Source organism: Leptolyngbya sp. DQ-M1 (assembly GCF_039962505.1).
Lineage (GTDB): Bacteria > Cyanobacteriota > Cyanobacteriia > Leptolyngbyales > Leptolyngbyaceae > Leptolyngbya.
Genome location: NZ_JAMPLJ010000027.1, coordinates 1 through 18440, shown reverse-complemented (window position 1 = coordinate 18440; position 18440 = coordinate 1). Strand labels below are relative to the sequence as shown.

At 47.0% G+C, this 18440-nt stretch carries 16 protein-coding genes and 5 pseudogenes; 10 read left to right on the top strand and 11 right to left on the bottom strand.

Annotation, left to right across the window (positions count from 1 at the left end; all coding sequences use genetic code 11):
• Positions 1–90 (bottom strand): annotated as a pseudogene (locus tag NC981_RS25095) (IS6 family transposase); the annotation flags it as partial.
• A gap of 59 nt (positions 91–149) precedes the next feature.
• Between NC981_RS25095 and NC981_RS25090 the strand changes: the two are divergent.
• Together NC981_RS25090 and NC981_RS25085 are read left to right on the top strand one after the other, a co-directional pair.
• Entirely contained in the window at positions 150–749 is a 600-nt protein-coding gene (locus tag NC981_RS25090) for a phytanoyl-CoA dioxygenase family protein (protein WP_348245521.1), read from the top strand.
• Positions 750–753: 4 nt separating this feature from the next.
• The gene (locus NC981_RS25085) at positions 754–1725 is read left to right on the top strand and encodes a phosphotransferase (protein WP_348245520.1); all 972 of its coding nucleotides are present in this window, start codon (positions 754–756) and stop codon (positions 1723–1725) included.
• A gap of 56 nt (positions 1726–1781) precedes the next feature.
• Here NC981_RS25085 and NC981_RS25080 read toward each other — a convergent pair whose 3' ends face one another.
• The 3 genes from NC981_RS25080 to NC981_RS25070 form a co-directional block, all read right to left on the bottom strand.
• Positions 1782–2474, bottom strand: coding sequence for an IS6 family transposase (locus NC981_RS25080; RefSeq protein WP_348245519.1), 693 nt, complete (start codon positions 2472–2474; stop codon positions 1782–1784).
• Positions 2475–2696: 222 nt separating this feature from the next.
• A complete protein-coding gene (locus NC981_RS25075) occupies positions 2697–3368 on the bottom strand; it encodes a glutathione S-transferase (RefSeq protein ID WP_348245518.1) in 672 nt (223 codons plus the stop codon).
• A 204-nt stretch (positions 3369–3572) separates the two neighbouring features.
• Positions 3573–4175: a hypothetical protein gene (locus tag NC981_RS25070; protein ID WP_348245517.1), complete on the bottom strand. Its 603-nt coding sequence runs from the start codon at positions 4173–4175 to the stop codon at positions 3573–3575.
• Between the two features lie 117 nt (positions 4176–4292).
• On the opposite strand from NC981_RS25070, the gene NC981_RS25065 reads away from it, so the two are divergent.
• From NC981_RS25065 to NC981_RS25055, 3 genes are all read left to right on the top strand, one after another.
• Positions 4293–4616, top strand: a complete 324-nt coding sequence (locus tag NC981_RS25065; protein ID WP_348245516.1) for a hypothetical protein — start codon at positions 4293–4295, stop codon at positions 4614–4616.
• A gap of 322 nt (positions 4617–4938) precedes the next feature.
• Positions 4939–5061 (top strand): hypothetical protein, encoded by a 123-nt coding sequence (locus tag NC981_RS25060; protein WP_348245515.1) that lies wholly within the window; start codon positions 4939–4941, stop codon positions 5059–5061.
• 81 nt (positions 5062–5142) lie between these two features.
• Positions 5143–5583 (top strand): hypothetical protein, encoded by a 441-nt coding sequence (locus NC981_RS25055; protein WP_348245514.1) that lies wholly within the window; start codon positions 5143–5145, stop codon positions 5581–5583.
• Positions 5584–5808: 225 nt separating this feature from the next.
• Here NC981_RS25055 and NC981_RS25050 read toward each other — a convergent pair whose 3' ends face one another.
• Together NC981_RS25050 and NC981_RS25045 are read right to left on the bottom strand one after the other, a co-directional pair.
• Positions 5809–6501 (bottom strand): IS6 family transposase, encoded by a 693-nt coding sequence (locus NC981_RS25050; RefSeq protein WP_348245513.1) that lies wholly within the window; start codon positions 6499–6501, stop codon positions 5809–5811.
• A gap of 69 nt (positions 6502–6570) precedes the next feature.
• A pseudogene (locus tag NC981_RS25045) lies at positions 6571–6789 on the bottom strand (IS1 family transposase); the annotation flags it as partial.
• 158 nt (positions 6790–6947) lie between these two features.
• Between NC981_RS25045 and NC981_RS25040 the strand changes: the two are divergent.
• Positions 6948–7591 (top strand): annotated as a pseudogene (locus NC981_RS25040) (IS982 family transposase); the annotation flags it as partial.
• A 114-nt stretch (positions 7592–7705) separates the two neighbouring features.
• On the opposite strand, the gene NC981_RS25035 reads toward NC981_RS25040, so the two are convergent.
• Complete coding sequence (locus tag NC981_RS25035; protein ID WP_348245512.1) at positions 7706–7987, bottom strand: hypothetical protein; 282 nt, start codon at positions 7985–7987, stop codon at positions 7706–7708.
• 754 nt (positions 7988–8741) lie between these two features.
• Between NC981_RS25035 and NC981_RS25030 the strand changes: the two genes are divergently transcribed.
• Positions 8742–9719 carry a catalase family protein gene (locus NC981_RS25030; RefSeq protein WP_348245511.1) on the top strand — a complete coding sequence of 326 codons (978 nt, stop codon included), beginning with the start codon at positions 8742–8744 and terminating at the stop codon, positions 9717–9719.
• 26 nt (positions 9720–9745) lie between these two features.
• On the opposite strand, the gene NC981_RS25025 is transcribed toward NC981_RS25030, so the two are convergent.
• Complete coding sequence (locus NC981_RS25025; protein WP_348245510.1) at positions 9746–13390, bottom strand: NB-ARC domain-containing protein; 3645 nt, start codon at positions 13388–13390, stop codon at positions 9746–9748.
• A 95-nt stretch (positions 13391–13485) separates the two neighbouring features.
• Positions 13486–14019, bottom strand: a pseudogene (locus tag NC981_RS25020) (IS5 family transposase); the annotation flags it as partial.
• 271 nt (positions 14020–14290) lie between these two features.
• Between NC981_RS25020 and NC981_RS25015 the strand changes: the two are divergent.
• Positions 14291–14656, top strand: coding sequence for a hypothetical protein (locus tag NC981_RS25015; RefSeq protein WP_348245509.1), 366 nt, complete (start codon positions 14291–14293; stop codon positions 14654–14656).
• Between the two features lie 11 nt (positions 14657–14667).
• Positions 14668–15288: a hypothetical protein gene (locus NC981_RS25010; RefSeq protein ID WP_348245508.1), complete on the top strand. Its 621-nt coding sequence runs from the start codon at positions 14668–14670 to the stop codon at positions 15286–15288.
• Here the strand turns inward: NC981_RS25010 and NC981_RS25005 are convergent.
• A pseudogene (locus NC981_RS25005) lies at positions 15288–15725 on the bottom strand (transposase); the annotation flags it as partial. The gene NC981_RS25010 and the pseudogene NC981_RS25005 sit on opposite strands and share 1 nt — an antisense overlap.
• Before the next feature lie 407 nt (positions 15726–16132).
• Between NC981_RS25005 and NC981_RS25000 the strand changes: the two are divergent.
• Positions 16133–16690: a glycine-rich domain-containing protein-like gene (locus NC981_RS25000; RefSeq protein ID WP_348245507.1), complete on the top strand. Its 558-nt coding sequence runs from the start codon at positions 16133–16135 to the stop codon at positions 16688–16690.
• A 192-nt stretch (positions 16691–16882) separates the two neighbouring features.
• Here the strand turns inward: NC981_RS25000 and NC981_RS24995 are convergent, their stop codons facing one another.
• Positions 16883–18328 (bottom strand): hypothetical protein, encoded by a 1446-nt coding sequence (locus tag NC981_RS24995; RefSeq protein ID WP_348245506.1) that lies wholly within the window; start codon positions 18326–18328, stop codon positions 16883–16885.
• Positions 18329–18440: the final 112 nt, after the last annotated feature.

The following is an 18440-nucleotide window of genomic DNA, read 5'->3' as shown; positions in this document are numbered from 1 at the left end:
CTCGATATCCCGGTAACTCAAGGGGAATGTGTAATACAACCACACACAGGAACTGATGATTTCGCCGGGAAAACGATGACGGGAGTACATGAGAAGAGGTGATCCGAGTTAAACCAGTCCGATTATTCTACGTCCCGGTTAACCTGACAATGCCCAATCGGCAGTATCCTAAAGTGCATCAATTATCTAGTGAGCTTTGGGGAACCGAAAAACTTTGGGTCACGATGGATCGGGCTAGCTTTATTCCACCCCGAACGATGTCACGATTTCCAGACCCTCGGCTACATTGGGATCTTGACCCCGCTAAAGAATCAGGGTTTGTGGGAGGAATGCTTTATCTAACAGATACTCCCGAAGAACGGGGAGCATTTCGCTGTGCGCCACAGATTTATCGTTCATTAGAAGATTGGCTGAATCAACAAAGTTCAAACTTTGACTATCAATCCGCAGATCTGTCAGAAATTCCATCGATTGCAATCCCCGAAAAAGCAGGTGACATGGTGATTTGGAAGCCACAACTTCCGCATTGTGCAGGTGTAAACCTGGATTGTACACCCAGAGCCACACAGTATATTAGCATGTACAAAGCGGGCAATGAAGACGATCGACAAAATGCAGTGTCTTGGTGGCAGCAAAAACGCGCTCCAGTCTGGTGGCGAGGTTTACCCACTCAACAAGACCCAGAGCCAGGAGAGCCTGCAACGCTGACTGCTTTAGGTCGCAAATTAGTAGGCTTAGATCCTTGGTAACATTATGCTCTCTCATTCCAAAGTTGCTCTAGAACGTCATATTGCGCAATGGGTAACTCAAATCTATGCTTTCAAAAACAGCGTGAACTGTGAACTTCTCGATCGACCCACCCTTGAGAAACTCATTGTCCGTATTACTGTGGGAAAAGATTACTATTGGTTGCGCCTCTATTTAGGAAAACCAATTTCTATCGAGCAACTTGAAGAAGAAGCAAGCTTAGTTAACGAACTCTATGCACAAGGAATGCAGGTCGCTCCTCCACTCCGTCGCCAAGATGGTCAGTTTGCTGGTGTTTTAGAGATAACAGGCAATCAACTTCCCGGAGTTTTGTATGCGAATGCAATCGGTGTTCAGGAAACTCACTTAACCGTAACACAAGCTGAAGCTTTGGGAAGGCTTTTGGCTGAACTTCATAACCATGCTACGACTTTGAGAATTAAAAGCCGCCCAACGATCAACTATCATTTTCTAGCAGAAGAACCGCTCAATTATCTTGCGCCTTGGCTTGGGGAAAAAGCACGATCGCGGGTGCTGGCGATTGCTCAGGAAATGAGAACGATCATTTGGGGGAATGCCCCTGCGCTAGCAGTAGGATTTTGTCATGGTGATGTGCATTTAGAAAACATCAAGTTTCAAGGAACTGTTCCAACCTTGTTCGATTTTGAAAGTTGCGGCTTGAGTTTTTGTGTCTATGACCTTGCTTGCTACTGGCGGAATCGAATCTCAACTTCTTCAGATCAAGCATTGAGAAGCCAAGAATGGGCGGCAATCTTGCAGGGATATCACACTGTTCGTAGATTGAGTGCGCAGGAACTTGCTGCGATTCCCGCGCTCGCGACGCTGCGAGCAATTTGGGTGATGGCGCTACCTGCACAGCCAGGTGCAACTTGGGGGAATGATTGGTTGAATGACCCAGATTATATCCAGGCACATTTAGAGGGAGTAGAAGCACTTGCCAAGGTATTGTCAACTTAACCGATGTCAATCAAAATTAGGCACGATCATCCCTTGATCGCTAGTGTCGCTCAATTTTATGCAGCAGTGTTCAAGCAGGCGACTGCTCGCCAATCCTCAAATCGTTGGCGCAGTTGTTCTCGATATCGTTTTGCACTCAGTTGATGTTGCTTGGGATGAAAGTGTCCTCGAATCGGGTCAAACGTCGAGAGAAATGGTTGCGCCTGCCCTGGGGATTTGAATCGTCGCATTCGTCGTTCTCGCGTTCGAGTCGGTTGATGCGAGTTCTCCGCTCTGTTGTTCAACCCTTTGTGCTGTCGATGCTCCACGTTCTTCATTACCCGCTTCTTGGCTGCCTGATAACTTTTGAGCTTGTCTGTCACAATTACCCGTGGCACGAAGCCTTGTTTCTTCAGTAGTTTGCGGAAAAACCGCTCTGCTGCCTTTGTGTCCCGATGCCGTTGGAGCAAAACATCCAGCACATTTCCCTCTGAATCGACTGCTCGCCACAAATAATACTGTTGCTTTTTAATCGTGACCACGATTTCATCGAGATGCCATTTGTCGGTGATGTACGGGCGTTTGCGTTTAATCTGGTTCGCGTATTGCTGTCCGAATTGCTGACACCATGCCCGAATCGTTTCGTAAGTGACTTCAATGCCGCGATACAGCATCATTTTCTCGATATCCCGGTAGCTCAAGGGAAAGGTGTAGTACAGCCAAACGCAATGACTAATAATTTCGCTGGGGAATCGATGTCGAGAATACATGAGCAGATTGAGATCGCGCGTTAGAGCAGTACGATTATTCTACAGTTTGTTTCACCTGACAATACCATACGAACAATCGTAATTCCCTTAGAGGACGTTTGAGAAGTAACAATTAATACTTTAACAGCAAACAGTTATGACGGAGAAATCGCGCTTTCAGCCTTTCTGGATAAGCATTGAAAAGCGATTTTGAGTATAATCCGCTACTTCTCAAACGTCCTCTTAGCTTGCAAGCTGAAATTTACCGCCCCGCTCTAATGCTCGTTGGTATGCGGGACGGGAATGGATGCGATCGCAAAACTCTCTCAATCTTGGATAACTAGCATTTAATCCTCCTCGTGCCACCGCAGCTTCAATCGGGAAGCTCATTTGAATATCAGCAGCAGTGAACTCATTGCCCACAAACCACGGACTTTTCTCCAGGCCTGCCTCTAAGTAATTGAGATGCTGTGTAATTTGAGGAATAATGAACGTCTCTTTAGTGCGCTTCGCGATCGCATGAGCAATTGGTTTAGCAAAAAACGGCATCGGTTGCTGCTCAATGCGATCGAAGACCAGCTTTAGTAACAGAGGAGGCATTGCCGAACCTTCGGCATAATGCAACCAATAGATGTAGCGTAATCGCTCTGGTGTACCAGGTGGAGGAGCTAGCCGTCCCTGTCCGTATTGCTCTATCAAGTACTCAATAATCGCTCCAGACTCTGCCACTATCAGCGTTCCATCGGTGATAACTGGGGATTTACCTAGTGGATGTACCTGACGTAAAGATGCGGGTGCTAGGAGCGTTTTGGGGTCGCGATCGTAGTACTTGATGTCGTATTCTAACTCTAGTTCCTCCAGTAACCATAAGATGCGTTGGGAGCGAGAATTATTTAAGTGATGAACAGTTATCATCTAAATCTATCCTTCTACCGTAATATGACAACTAGAAAGCTTATGCGAAGTGTTCAGGCTAGACGATGCCCTCCAATTATTCCTCTCCCCAATGCAGGAATTTAGGTTGCGTCGCAAGTGCGCCGAGCAAAGCTCGGCTTTGTCTATCAGGCGAAAGTCCTGATTCTGGAAGCCCTGGCAAGGCACCAGATACTATTACCTCAACTAAGCTGGAACCACAGCAGGCTGACCGAGCTTAAAGCGTGAGGGTTTGTCTCCGACTCGCTCAATGGTGCCTGCCCGAGTGGCGTGCATTAACGTTGCGCCCAATGTCTTTCTGGCTCTCGACATCTCCGCTTCATCAAATTTGCCGTACAGCTCAGCAATCAGGTCGTCGATCGTATGAATCTGTTCTGAATCTTGCTGCAAGATTTGGACGATCGCATCGATTGGCTTCTTACCTTTGAACTTGCGCTTGAGCTGAGTCGCATCAAAGGCTGATTGCTCTTTTGGTTCAGGCTTCACCTTCTTCGTCCCGGTTTTGCGCGTTGCCTTCGGCTCACGAGAACGGGCTCGCAGCGATTTTGTCGCTGTTTCAGTCGGTGGATGTTCCAATAACTCAGTCACTGCTTCAACAATCCCATCTGCGGGAACGACTTCGACGGGCGCTTCATTCAGGAGCGCGTTGAGCGTTTGAATCGCTCGATCCACTTCAGCCTTCACCGAAGATTCAATATCTGAGACAATCTTTGAGCGATCACTCATCAATCGCGACCGCTCTTGCTCTAGATGTTGTCTTGTTTGATCACTTAACATCAGATAGGACATAGTGGCTGTTTCCAAGGGTAGTAGATTGTTTTGATTGTAGTACCAGGATTGTCAAATAGATGATTGTTTCAGGAATTGAGCTAAGTTGAAAGCATACCCTGTAATCTGTACTTTACAATGTCTAATTCGCTGAACTACTCCGAAGATGTAGAAACGGTCCAAGCCGTGCAACAAAACTTACAGCAGCTTGCTCTGCAACTGGGGCAACCGCACGATGTGGATGCGGTTCAGAAGCTATACGAAACGGCCCGAGGACTGGTGAGCCACCTTTCTCCCGATGCGCTGACGCTGGCGCGAGTGGCTGGAGTGCTATTGGTGTATCAGCTGCCCGATACAGACCCAGGCGAAGTTCAATGGTTTAAATCCGAACTGCAGAATTGCTCAGATGTGGAATCGATCGAGGACTTGATTGATTCACTGTCCCGTCCTGATGCCTTGTGACGGTACAAAGCCTGGAAGCTGGATAGTGCTTCTGCCATCAGAATTGGCTCTCTAGATGCGAGATACCGCTGTATTCACTCGATCTGCTGGGATTAAAGGCTTGATGCTGTTGCATCTCCAGTAGTGCTGGTATCAGCGATCTCCAGGCTGTTGTAGAGGCGTGTTCTCATTTGGTATTCCCTGAATTCAGTGTTTTCAAGGTTCAGGCTGCTGGCCGTTTCAGGGGAATTGTAATTTAGCAATAGGCCGAACAGTTTTTCACAGAAACACTATTTTTCCGACAGGGTGCAAATATTAGATTAACTGCACGAGACGGATGGCAATGAAAGAAATTGTACAAATTCAGAACAATGTCGATCGCTCTCTGCTCCAGAGTCTCTACGTCTTTCTAGGACATCGGGATGCAGTTGGTGAACTGAAGCAACAGATTAAGGCCAAACTCTAATTGATCGACAGAAAGCGCGAATATGGAGCGCGGTGCACGCATCAATTGATCGTTCAGCTTAGAAATCAACCCAGAGATTGCTTGATTTTTCAAGTTTGCTATGAATTTACCAATTTGATCTGCTCGACTTGCAACCCGTCGAAGTCGAGATGGAGTGATACGATCGTTTCGAGATGGAGCGATACGATCGTCGAACCCACAGTCCCACTCATTCCACAAACAGTTACTCCGATGGATTCTCTCTGTGAAGTCTTTCTCGAACAGGATTGGGACGATGCCCAACAGGCGCGGCAAAAGCGTGACCTGCGCGTTGTAGAACTCGAAGGTCAAGGATGGCAATGCACAGTAGGATTGTTTTACAACGCCTTGACGGGGAACCGGATTTATTTAGTGGAGGCGACTTCACCACCTCCACGTTCGTCAGAACCAATGCACCACCCGTCGAGGCATCGTTCTCAGCCGAGGCATCCTCAACGTGTAACGCCGACAAAACCCGGTTCCGCTTCGTCCGAAAATCGCTAGGGCGACTCGCAAACATTGACACACCTCCACAAATAGAATTCGTGTGAGTGTGTCAAAGAGTAAGCCTAATTTGGTGTGTGAAACTGTAAATGATTTGAGGAGAATTTTTTAGAGAAGTTTGGTATTTCCGAATTCCCAGTCTGGCACTATCAACTTAATATCAACTTAACTGGAAATATTTAAAATTAAACACGGTAATCCCCCAATCGTCAGTCTCGCTCCAGTTTACGCAGCAATTTTCACATCAGTGATTTCTCGCCAATCCTTAAAGCGTTGGCGCAGTTGTTTGCGATAGTGTTTTGCACTCAGTTGATGTTGCCTCGGGTGAAAGTGTCTTCGGATTGGGTCAAACGCAGAAAGAAATCGTTGGGCTTGTCCGGGAGATTTGAATCGTCGCATTCGTCGTTCTCGCACTCGTGTCGATTGATGCGAATTCTCCGCTCGATTATTCAATCCCTTGTGCTGTCGATGCTCCACACTCGGCATCACCTGCTTCTTTGCGGCTTCATAGCTTTTCAGCTTGTCGTTGACCATCACGTGTGGCACAAACCCTTGTTTCTTCAGCAGCTTACGGAAAAATCGCTTCGCTGCTTCGGTGTCTCGATGGCGTTGCAGCAAGACATCCAGCACGTTTCCCTCACTATCCACGGCTCGCCACAAATAATATTGCTGTCTCTTAATCGTCACCACCATTTCGTCGAGATGCCATTTGTCGGTGACGTAGGAACGCTTGCGCCGCACCTGATTGGCGTATTGCTGTCCGAATTTCTGGCACCATTCCCGAATCGTTTCGTAAGTGACTTCAATGCCGCGGTAGAGCATCATTTTCTCACTGTCCCGGTAGCTCAACGGAAAGGTGTAATACAGCCAAACGCAGTAGCTAATAATTTCACCAGGGAAGCGATGACGGGAGTACATGGGCAAGCAGTCGTTCTTAAAGTTGAACCAGTACGATTATTCTACAGTCCAGTTAAGTTGACAGTACCCTCGTGCCGTATCTCGAATGCCACTTCCGTTGACTGCCATATCACTGATTTGCTGCTTTACTTCCGGTAGATAGCCCCGATAACTGTACTCGCGAATGAAAGAGCGGCGGGAACACTCAGCATTGCGGCAACGATAGCGCTGTTTCCCTTCATCGCTTTTGCCATTTTTCACGATGTTTGTACTATTGCAGCTTGGGCAACAAACAGGTTCGAGTACCATGTCTACAAGAACAGCTAGAAACCAATTCTATCCTTGCATATAATACACAGGTCTAGAACATGACCAAATCGGCGCAGGCGTTTCGGGCTACGCTTTAACCTGATTGCAGGCTTGCTTAACTATGAGCTTACCCATTCAAAATGATTTGTGCAGGAGGTCTAGTGAGCTACCAGCGCTTCATCGAATGGGTTCCAGGGACGCTCGTGCCGATGTGTGCCTATTTGCGCTCGTGTTTTGGGTCGTGCAGCAGCATCAATTTTATGGACTCCACGGCGTTGAGCGTCTGCCGCAACCGTCGCATTGAGCTCAACAAAGTGTTTGAAAACGTTGCTGCCGCAGCAAAACTTCAGTTGATTGGTTTTTCGGCTTCAAACTGCATCTGGTCGTCAATGACCGAGGGGAGTTGCTCAACATCGTGCTGACTCCCGGCAACACTGATGACCGCACGCCCGTTCCGAAGTTGCTACAGCAGTTGTTTGGCAAGGTGTTTGCCGACAAAGGCCATGTCTCGCAAAAATTAGCCAAGCAGTTGCTCAAGAGCGCGGAGATTCAACTCATCACCAAGTTTAGGCGCAAGATGAAACAGCGCCTAATGCCTCTCAATGACCGTTTGATGCTGCGTCGTCGCTCGTTTATCGAAACCATTATTGACCAACTCAAGAACATCTCTCAAATCGAGCATTCACGTCATCGCTCTCCGGTCAACTGCTTTGTCAGCATTTTGGGTGGATTAATTGCCTACTGCCATCAACCGAAGAAGCCGTCGATTGCAATTGATCACAATCTCCTCTTCCCGGCTTAACCCGAACTCAGGTCTTCGATAGAAAACATACGTCCCACAGGCGCTAGAAAGGTTCTATCTCTAGCATCGTCCTATGGGACTTTCTTCGCAAAGTTTTAGTTGCACATCGCGTGATTAATTACCAAAACACACTTGCAGCGTTCCTGCATTATCACCCAATGCGTTATCAGCATCGTTGATTCTCATATCTACTGCACCAAATGTATTGCTGAAAGCCATAGGTCCTTGAATCCACAAAGTTCCTTGACCGCTGCCCATCAGTAAAGCACCAAAAAGGAAACCTTTGGTCATATTTGTATTGGTTGTAGAGTCTGAGTGCTGCGGTATCTCGTCCGTAGTGTCCTGAAGCCCCGACTGCTGCATAAGCGCGGGCATCAACGCTCCAACCGCCGCCAATTCCAACTACCTTAGTGAATCCACCGGGTAGATTAAAACGCTGCCAGCCCTGTCTTGAATTGACATAGACGCAAGGATTGAGTGGATTTGAACTGGTTCCTGGGATGCTTTGTCGGCATCCTATGCCTAAATGCGGCAAGCCCAGGTTTCTGCGCGCGTCATTGATTGAGTAGATAGTACTCCTACAGCAGTAAGAACCACAACGAGTACCGTTAATTTTATTGATTTCATTGTTACAACCCTTCTTTTTGTATGAATTATTGTTACAACCCTTCTTTTTGTATGAATTGATGAGATGACCCTGCCATTTGTGTCTTGCTATGTAGCATGATTTCTCCGTCCCGGTGAGCGCTATTCAATCCATTGCGCAACTGCACCATTTCTGTAGAGAATCTGGTGTTACTTGGGGAGTGCCTTTCCAGCGGATGAGTTAAATGTAACCTCAATCTGCTGGGTTGAAAGCCTGTAAAGGTCAGGCAAAAGTCAGAAAAAAGTCAGTTGGCACCTGTAAAGAGGTTGTGTCACAAAAATGTTAATGTGGGGAAGTTTATCAATGTCGTATCCGCGTTCTGCTTGCGCCATATGCGGATGTTATACTGATTCATCAGAAACATATAATTTCTAATCCCTCTTCATAACTCAAGGCTTGCCGTCTTTCTGCAGGAGGCAATAGTTAAGCGGAAACGAGCAATTAATCTCAATTAAATCTGATAGCACTACAAAAACTAAAACTGAGCGTATCAAGGAGACTGTGATGAATAGTAGAAATGATGAACAAGCAGTTGTAACTGACAAGGTTTTAGCTGCTAGTTTGCAAGAACAGAAAGCGAAAGGACCAGCCTTGAGACAAGTTCATTCTAAGAGCCATGGCCTGGTCACTGGTAAGTTTAAGATTGAGGAGAACATTCCAGAGCAGTGTAAGATAGGAGTCTTTACAAAAGTTCAGGAGTACGATGTTTGGGTTCGTTTTTCTAATGCTTCGTCACCAAAATCACTGAATGGGCTTAAACCGGATACAGAAGGAGACGCTCGCGGTATGGCAATTCAGCTGAGAAATATTAAAGGTAATCAAGTTCCTGAAGATGAGTCAAATACTCAAGACTTTATTCTCATCAATCATCACGTCTTTTTTCTTCCGGATGTTCAAGGCTACATTGACTTTAGGGAATTTCAAGAAGCAATTGAAAATGGAATTTCTCCTTCTCCAGAGTTAGTTCAGAAGCTAGCTCCTTCATTAGCGATCGCAAAACAGATGAGCCAGAAAATAATCGGCAATCCACTTCTTGTTCAGTATTGGAGTACAACACCTTATAAGCTCGGCTCTCGCTTCATTAAGTTCTCAGTCAAACCGTCTGAATTGGAAGTACCTCCAAATTCAATACCCACTTCACCAAACTATCTACGCGAAGCAATGAGCGAGTATCTAACTCATAGGCAAGCGACCTTCGACTTTTTAGTTCAGTTCTATGTGGATGAAGATAAAACGCCCATTGAAAATCCAATGCAGGAGTGGCAAGAAATAGATTCCCCTTTTACTAAGGTGGCTACAATTACCATTCCACCTCAAGTGTTTGACTCCATCGAGCGTAAGGAACTGGATGAAAGCTTGTCATTTACGCCTTGGCATACTCTGCCTGAGCATGAGCCTGTAGGCAGCATCAATTTATCGCGCAGAAAAATCTACCACGAGGGTGCCAAGGCAAGACGCAGTTTCTCTCAAACAAGTCATTAAATTCTATTCTTAAAACACCTCTGATTTCAGATAGTTTCAATGCTATCAACTGCTCCAAGCCATTTTAGTGTCGTCCGTTCTGCCTCCGTTAGTCCGATCGCATTTGCAATGTTCATTCCCTCGTAGGGACGCGGGGTGATTAGCGTTTGCAGACAGTTGCCAGTTTCTAGATCCCACTGCCGCAGCGTAGCATCCATACCACTACTTAGCAGTAGACGGTCGTAAGCGATCGAAGAAATGATGCTTTGATGTCCCTCTAGCACTTGTACACAGGTTCCTAAAGTGATATCCCAGATCCGAATGGTTTGATCAAAACTGGCACTAATCAGCCGTCTATTATCAATAAAGCGAAGATCAGTAATAGCAGACTGATGTCCTTGCAAGGTTTGCAAACATTGTCCCGTCTGGAGATCCCACAGTTTGATTTGCTGGTCATCGCCACCTGTTGCACATTGAAATTGGGTCGGATGGAGCGCAATCTTGAAAATTCGCCCTTCATGAGCTTGCCAACTGTGAAGACGATTTCCAGTTTGGACATCCCATTGGCTGACTCTGCCGCTATAGTCACTGCTTAGAAGCTGCTGTCCATCTGCACTGAAGAGTACGGACATGCTAGCACTGCTCTGCTCCTGAAACGTTTTGAGGCATCTTCCAGTTTGCACGTCCCAGAGCTTGAGCGTCCGATCGTAGCTTGCACTCACAAGCTGCGCTGCGCTGGGGCTAAAGACAACTGACCAGATCCAATTGGCGTGCCCGCGCAGCGTTTTCAGGCATTGTCCAGTTTTCCAGTCCCAGAGCTTGACGCTGTAATCTGCACTGCCGCTAGCTAATAAATTCCTGGCTTGCTGAGTCCTACAGCTCTGGGACTCATAGTTGAAATCACGATTCGACTGGTTTGCAAAAGCAACACACCAAACACGATTAGTATGTCCACGCAGTACTTTAAACACGCCTCCCGTTTCCAGGTTCCAGAGTTTGATGGATTCATCTTCGTGAGCGGTCGCAAAAACTTGACGATTGGGTAATAGGGACATTGAGTAGATCGCATTCGTGTATCCCTGAAAGGTTCTAAGGCATCGTCCAGTTTGAATATCCCAAAGTTTAACGCTGCGATCGTCGCCGCCACTAGCAAGAAGTTGACCGTCTGATAAAAACGCGATACTCAGCACTCGATTAGAATGCCCTAGAAAGGTTTTGACACATTCCCCAGTGCGTAAATCCCAGAGCTTGATCGTTTCGTCACTACTTGCCGTTGCCAGCCATTGAGCGTCCGGGTCAAATACCAGATCATTGATTAACCGAGTGTGACCTTGAAGGGTTAATAAACATGCGCCAGTTTTAACATTCCAGATCCTGACTTCAGGTCTGTACTGGTTTGTCTCCTGAGCATAATCGCTGCTGGCTAGCATTGTGCCATCCGAACTGAATTTTAGAAGACGGGCAAAGTTATGGTGTCCACTGAAGATTTGTTCGCAGGCTCCGGTTTGAATATCGTACAGATAGATTGGGTATGCTTGTGTTTCTGTTCCCTGTTGACTTAAAGCCAGAAGACGACCATCAGGGCTATAAGCAATCGATCGAATTAAAAAGCTTTGTCCTTGAAGAGATTCGATTTGCTGCACTAATGCTGCTGGATTCCAAACTTCTGAATTCCGACCTGCAATTGTGATGCTGTGACCATTCGGTTCACCTGATGCTGAATCACCAAAATCAATAGCATTCAGCAAGTTTGCGGGTCCTTTACGAGTTTGTAGGCATTCAGCCGTCCTCCAATTCCATACTCTGATAGAGTAATTATCACTTCCGCTCACCAGTAATTGGGAATCGGGGCTAAAGACCATTGACCAGACCCAGCTTTGATGACCGCTCAGAGTCTGAAGTAGTTTACCGCTCTCCACTTCCCAAATCTGTATTTCACAGCGGGAGTCTCCAGTTGCAAGAAGCTTACTATCCGGACTAAAAGCAAGGCTAACAACACCAGAGAATAAATCTGCGAATACGGAAAAGCTCAAATCTGTCCCCGATAGATTAACCGCAGGTAGGTTTGCATTTTGAAGATAAGCCTGCCGGATCTTTAAATTAGAAAAGTCATAACCCGTGATATCCGTTTGAAGGTGACAGAAAAGATTGAGCAGATTTCCAGCCGCGTAGTTTGGAGGCAGTTCTGGCTTTTGCCGAAGCTGTGCCAGGATTTGGTTCAGATAAAATTCTATACTTTTTTGATTGCCGAATCGATCGATCAGATCATGAACAATTGGCTCTAGAATGAGACGGAACTGCGCCTGCCTGACATAATCCTTTGCAGTTGCCTTAACCAGAGCATGACTTTTGAATAAATTGGGCTCCTGTTCTGTAATCTCATGGCAAATCCGGTCGATAAATTGCTCAGTGATGTATTCCAGAACAACTGGTTGTAAAAACCAACCCTGATTGTTTCGCTCGACCAAGCTGCGTCGCACCAGCGAAGTGAGAACATCCAAAATCCTTCGTTTGATTGACTCCGCCACGATATCATTCTCTAGCTCAGCTAATGAACTGGGTTCCCGATTCACACAGAGCCAGTAAAAGATATGCTGCTCTGGTGAAGTCAGCCGATTGAACTGTCGCTCTAACAGGTCAGTCACATTCCTAAATTTCAGCTTCCCTTCCTGAAGCAGGGGAACCAGCGCATCGACCTGACCCGCAAATAGTTCTTGAACGGCAGAAGCTGCTATTTTCAGTGCTAATGGATTGCCTGCATAATGGTTGACGACTAACTGACAGACAGTTTCATTTAATCCTGTGCAATCCTTATCTTGAAAAATCATCCTTCCATCCGATGGAGACAATCCTTTTACAAGCAATGATCGTACGGTTGAATGAACGCCCTCCAGGTTCGCGACTTCCCTGGGCTTTTCACGACTGGTCAGCACAAGATAGCTTTGATGCTTCGTTTCTCCAACCTGTCTGAGCAGTTCGCCGTAGCCCTCATAGCCTACTTTGTAGCCTCCAGCCTGCATATCGCTTTCCAGAACGGCTTCAAAGTTATCCAGCACGACCAAACACCGCTGTTGCTGAAGATAAGTCAGCAGCAGCGATATTTTTCCCTCAGGTGTAAGTGGCAGGGCTGTAACCTGCTGGTTTGAAAGAAATTGGAGCAAGTCAGTCAAAATTTCATCTAGCAGGGGCGCGCTCCGTAGCGACCTCCAGATGACTAGTTGGAATTCAGATTGAACTTGCTCGGCTAATTTAACCGATAATGCAGTCTTACCAATACCGCCCATTCCTAACAAAGCAATGAGACGATATCCCTCCTGTAAAATCCACTGGTGTAATGTTTGCAGTTCGACAGTACGTCCATAAAATCGGGTTACATCGATCGCCTCCCCCCAATCAATGCGAGTTGAAGTTGAGGGTTGGGAAGATGAACTAGTCGAGATAGCAGGATCAGCAGTCTTGCTTCCAATCTCAGTGATCGATTGACTGATCTCCTGACAATTCAGGGACAGCCTCAAACATATTTCTTCAAACACTGCCCGATCGACAGGTTTTCCCGTCAGAAAATTAACGACTGTAGACCGAGCCAAGCCGAGTTCTTCAGCTAAAGCCTGCTGGCTGAGGAAACCGTTTCGTCTCACCGACAGTTTGACCTGTCCGATCCAATCTTGACGAACCCTGAGTGATCGAGGCATAGCAATTTTTGTCGACTAGTCAAATTTTAGATGAGATTGCGGCTTTGTTGCATGAATAACAAAAGTGACAACTTCGGGATTGCAGGAAACTGAGATTAAGCTTCGGCTGGATAGCTATCGGGTTTGGCAACCTGAATCATGCGATTAAGCGCAGCACATTTAATCGGCGGCTCTGCGGTTTGATTGTCGAATCGACGTGAACAGAGATACCGCCAAAGATCGTCTTGAAGCGGAACATCGTGGTTTCGGCAATCGAGCGACGATGATAACCGGAATCGCGATTCCATTTCTTCCGTCCATGTTTGCGGATGTGCCGCAGGTTTTGATCTCTCGGATATGGAGAGGCTTTGCGATTGCCGTGTTGCCAAATCACCGCATCCTTGCGCGGTGGAATCACAGGCCTTGCGGCGTGTTGGTCGATCTCTTCGTAGCAATGGCGATGGTCATACGCGCCATCGGTGGTCACTTGCTCAATGTCCTCCTCGATCTGGTGCAGCAGGTCGTCTAAGACTTCGCCATCATGCACCGCATTCGTGGTAACAACCGCTGCCAGGATTTCACCCGTTGCTTCATCCACTCCAAGATGCAATTTCCGCCAAGTGCGACGCTTCAATACTTCGGACAGTTTTCGAGAAGTTCGACAGAAAAACTATTCGTCCGTTAAGGTGCTAATTAAAAAAAAGCGCACCGGACGAATAGTCATATGGAAATTGTACAGAGCCAACTTGCCAAAGTGGGTCAGATCGCAAACCGCAATTGAAATTCTTGATAACCCTGTTCACGACGATTTGGGTGGTTTGCGGTAAAGTCAACTTCAGCAATTTGAGTCGTTACAGCAACTTGAGTGAGAAGACTTATCGCTGACAGTTCGAGCAAGACTTTGATTTTTTGGGCTTAAACTTGAGTGTGATTGAATCCGCCGCTGAGCTTGAGCAGCCTTTGATGGGCATGATGGACAGTTCGTTTATTCACAAGAGTGGGAAGCAGACCTTTGGCTTAGACTGGTACTACAATGGCAGTACGAGTTGGCCAGAAAGAGGCTTAGAAGTGTCGCTGATTAGTGTGGTGAATCTCGAAACGCAGCAAACCTACGCTCTGTCCGTCGAGCAAACCTGCAATCAGGCTGATTTTCCTGAGACAACGCGCCTGGATCAAGCGCTCGACCACTTGAGTCGGGTACAACCACATCTGCCAGCACGAGTACGCTATCTTGCAGTCGATGGAGCCTATGCCAAGGAGAAGTTCGTCACCGGAGTGCGAATCTGAAGTTGCACGTCTTGAGCAAGCTACGACGCGATGCGAACTTGCGCTATCGGTTTGAGGGAGAGCAAAAGCCTAGGGGTAGACCTCGCTTGTATGCTGGCAAAGTGGATTTAAGCGTCCCATCGTCGATGACCTATGTTGAAAATGTGCAACCGAACGTCGCCCTCTACATGGCAATTGTCTGGCCTCTCTCACTCAAGTCCTGGATACGTCTGGCGTATTTACACGACACGCGGCAACTGCATCATCCCAAATTTGTCGTGCTATTTTCGAGCGACATTGAACAGTGCCCCAAACAAATTGTGCGGCTGTATCATTTGAGCTTTCAGATCGAGTTTCTGTTTCGCGACAGCAAGCAATTCACCGGACTCGAAGACTGCCAATCTAGAACGGCCAAAAAGCTGGATTTTCACTTCAATTCCAGCTTGAGCGCACTCAATCTCGCAAAACTGCAAGCGTGGCAGAACCGAGATCCGAATCAGTCGTTTACCTTTTCAATGGCAAGCTCGAAACGCCGCGCTTTGAATGACTTCTTGCTGGATATCTTTATTTCAAAGTTAGCGCTATCGCCTGATGTGATTAAATCTCATCCGAACTACGAAGCTTTACGAGCTTACGGCGTTATTGCTACCTAAATTTGCCCGAAGTATTGACGCTTGCTGATGCCATGTTGACGAGTCTTCCACTCGCCTTCGCCATAGACCTTAACTCCAGTGGAGTCGACTACGACATGACGTGCTCCAGCTGCCGGGATGACAAGCAGTGTAATCGAGAGTTTGCCGATGCGTCGCGACAAAGTGCTGTGGTCAGGAACCGGAAACTCAAATCCCATTAGGGTAAAGATGGAGTCGAGCAATCCTTCGCATTGCCGCCCTGCCAGTCCATACACCACTTTTACCGTTGCCATCATCGCAATCGCAACGTCGCTGTAGAACACTGATGCTCCACGTTGTCCGCTCAAGCGCGGCACAATCCACTCGGCGAGGACAGCTTCATCAATCCAAAAGGTGAGGCTTCCCCGTTGCTTCAAACTAGCGTTATACTCAGACCAGTTGCGGATGCAGTAGCTCATTGCTGTGAAGGTTCGTTGGTGGTACTTCAAACCTATCACGTCGCCCCTCGGCAACCCCTATTCATGCAACAACGCCTGAGATTGCCAAAAAGTCAGCCTAACTCAGTCGTTCTGAGGCATGAACTCAGTTATCGATCTTGTTTCATTGAATCATTGCTACTGATAGCAATCACTAAAGCGAAGTGAAGCTGTGCTGTGAACCATTGCGGTTGCGGCATTTGTGGCGCTGTTTTCCGGCATCGGTTTTGACGTGTTTCACCACGTCAGTTCTGACAAGCTGGGCAACAAATCGGTTCAACGACCATCGCAATTAAGAGATAAGGGACATAAGTATCACGCTTACTTATCCCGCCAACAATTCTTCAGGTCTAGAACACTACCTATTCACCTCAAGGATCATCGCCCCCATGTCCTCGAAACAGATGTCTTCCCAAAATTTTCAGGTGTTTCTCCAGAAAGCAAGATCATTAGATTTAGGGCCGCTTGCCTATCAACTTATTGAATCACGTTCTGGTCCTAAGTGGACAAAGGCAAAAGCGATTCAAGCGATCGCTCACTATCTAGCGTTTCTTTATCTAATTGATCGTTATCCTGGCTTACAAGTTTCGCCTATCGAAGAGATTGACCAGGTTTGGCATTGTCACATTCTTGATACCCATAAGTATGCAGAAGATTGTCAGCACTTGTTTGGTTACTTTGTTCACCATTTCCCTTACTTGGGAACTCGAAATCAGGTAGATCAGCAGAACTGGTATTATGCTTATGCTTTAACCCAACAGCTATTTCTCAAACACTTCGGTATTGACTTTGCAATGAAGAGCCTCTTTCCATCGGATTGTGAGCCTCTACGTGCGGAAGCCTCTTACGAGCGTGTGGAATGTAGCCATATTTGCTTAGAACGCCCTACTATTCCCGTTACCGTGGACGATGCTTTGCAAATTTTTCCTGCCACAGCTTTGACATAAGCAATAGACACTTAAAAGTCAGGTGGCAGCAAATTTTCATAACAGATGAAACAGATACAACGGATGATTAATCGGGTTTGGCACTGATCTTCACGCTTATCCACTTCCTTGGGCAGCATTGCCGCAGGCATCTGTTATAAAATCCGTCGTCACCTCAAAGCTCAAACGTGATGATCGGGCTAAAAACCGTCTCTAAATTGATTGAAGTGTTTGCAGCAAAGCGACCGTTTCTTCTACTTCAGAAATCATTCCCAACTGCTCAAAACTTTGCTTTGCCTCCTCTGCCCAACGAAAAGCAATTGCTCCATTGCCTAATTTTTTCTCTAAACGAGCAAGCGATCGCTTACAAAAGGCAGCCCGACACGAATCACGATTGGCTTCTGCAACCCTTAGCCCTTCTGTCAACAAACTCTGTGCCTCGCTGAGCTCATCTTGCTGAATGGCAATGTCTGCTAACCAATCTCTTGCCAGGAAAACAGCCCGTTGCCAATCCGTTGCTTCTGCCTGTTCCAACGCTTGTTCAAAGTGGAGCCTAGCAGAGTCGTAGTGTCCGGTTTTATACTCAATTTCGCCCTGGTAGTAAAGTAGATGAATCTGCGATCGCCGCCTATGTGTTTCCTCAATTTGAGACGTTTCTAGCACTTGCTGCACCTCTTGTAACCACGAGATCGCAGCTTCAAACTGCTGTTGTTGAATTCGCAGCACTGCAATGTGAATCGCAAACTCAATTTGAAAGTGAATATCTTTATGATGTCTGATTTCCCAGGCTCTCTGATAAAGCCCATCAGCTCTGTCTAGATACCTCGATTGTCCCATCAAGGTTAACGTCCACCCCTGATCGAACATCGCTTCCAAGATAGTCGCCCAGTCCTGTTGTTGTTCTGCGGCTTCAACGAGCCAATCTGTCCAATCCAAGCGAGTATGCCAATAGTTCAAGCGATTGCCGCGATATCCCTGAGTGTGGGTATAGCAATTCACCTGTTGCCAAAATTGCCGCACGTCTTCATAGCGATCATGAGCAATGCACCATTCGATCACGTCTTGCAAGTTTTCCCATTCCTGATCGAGTGGCTCGTAGTCATTCCATTCCTTCCAATCCTTGCTGCCGTGGGCTTGAGCAAAATTCAGATACCACCTGATCCACCGTTCCCGTGCCTGTTGCTCAAAATCTGGATCAGCGTTGAGTTCGCCGATCGCGTATTCCCGCGTTAGCGCTAGCAAATCGTATCGTCCCTGATGTTGGTTGACCAGGGAAAGTTGCTGCAACTGGGCAAAACCCTCGATAGTGCTGACTGTATTAGGACTCTCAGCAATATAGGCGATCGCGTCTTCTAGGGCAGGGCGAGAAAACAGCGCCAACGCCATCAGCAGTTGGTGAGAGAATGCTCCTCTGAGTGGCATGATAGAACTCGCAAAGTAAAAGCGGGAGTAGTCGCTTGTCGATCGCGTCAATCGCAACGGTACTTCTTGAAATGGATAACCCGCCGCAAGCTGACCAACGGCATAGACGATCGCCGCTGGAATCCCACTTGTGCAGTGGTAAAGCCCCTGAGCTTCTGCGAAACTGAGCGCTACACCCTTAATCTGAGCGTGATGCTGAATGAGGCGAATCCCTTCTGGCTCAGTTAGCGGGTGCAACTAAACCACTATGCACTGAAAGTACATAGGTTCCTTCAGGGCTGAAAGCCCAAGTGAACTCATTCCAGCAAGAAATTGTCGTTGTCCTGATTTGATGGATTTCGATGATGTT

Bases quoted from the DNA above. Each gene is read 5' to 3' on its own strand.
- NC981_RS25075 (WP_348245518.1), bottom strand. From the start codon at position 3,368: ATGATAACTGTTCATCACTTAAATAATTCTCGCTCCCAACGCATCTTA.
- NC981_RS25080 (WP_348245519.1), bottom strand. From the start codon at position 2,474: ATGTATTCTCGACATCGATTCCCCAGCGAAATTATTAGTCATTGCGTT.
- NC981_RS25090 (WP_348245521.1), top strand. From the start codon at position 150: ATGCCCAATCGGCAGTATCCTAAAGTGCATCAATTATCTAGTGAGCTT.
- NC981_RS25060 (WP_348245515.1), top strand. From the start codon at position 4,939: ATGAAAGAAATTGTACAAATTCAGAACAATGTCGATCGCTCTCTGCTC.
- NC981_RS25000 (WP_348245507.1), top strand. From the start codon at position 16,133: ATGTCCTCGAAACAGATGTCTTCCCAAAATTTTCAGGTGTTTCTCCAG.
- NC981_RS25030 (WP_348245511.1), top strand. From the start codon at position 8,742: ATGAATAGTAGAAATGATGAACAAGCAGTTGTAACTGACAAGGTTTTA.
- NC981_RS25085 (WP_348245520.1), top strand. From the start codon at position 754: ATGCTCTCTCATTCCAAAGTTGCTCTAGAACGTCATATTGCGCAATGG.
- NC981_RS25070 (WP_348245517.1), bottom strand. From the start codon at position 4,175: ATGTCCTATCTGATGTTAAGTGATCAAACAAGACAACATCTAGAGCAA.
- NC981_RS25025 (WP_348245510.1), bottom strand. From the start codon at position 13,390: ATGCCTCGATCACTCAGGGTTCGTCAAGATTGGATCGGACAGGTCAAA.
- NC981_RS25065 (WP_348245516.1), top strand. From the start codon at position 4,293: ATGTCTAATTCGCTGAACTACTCCGAAGATGTAGAAACGGTCCAAGCC.
- NC981_RS25050 (WP_348245513.1), bottom strand. From the start codon at position 6,501: ATGTACTCCCGTCATCGCTTCCCTGGTGAAATTATTAGCTACTGCGTT.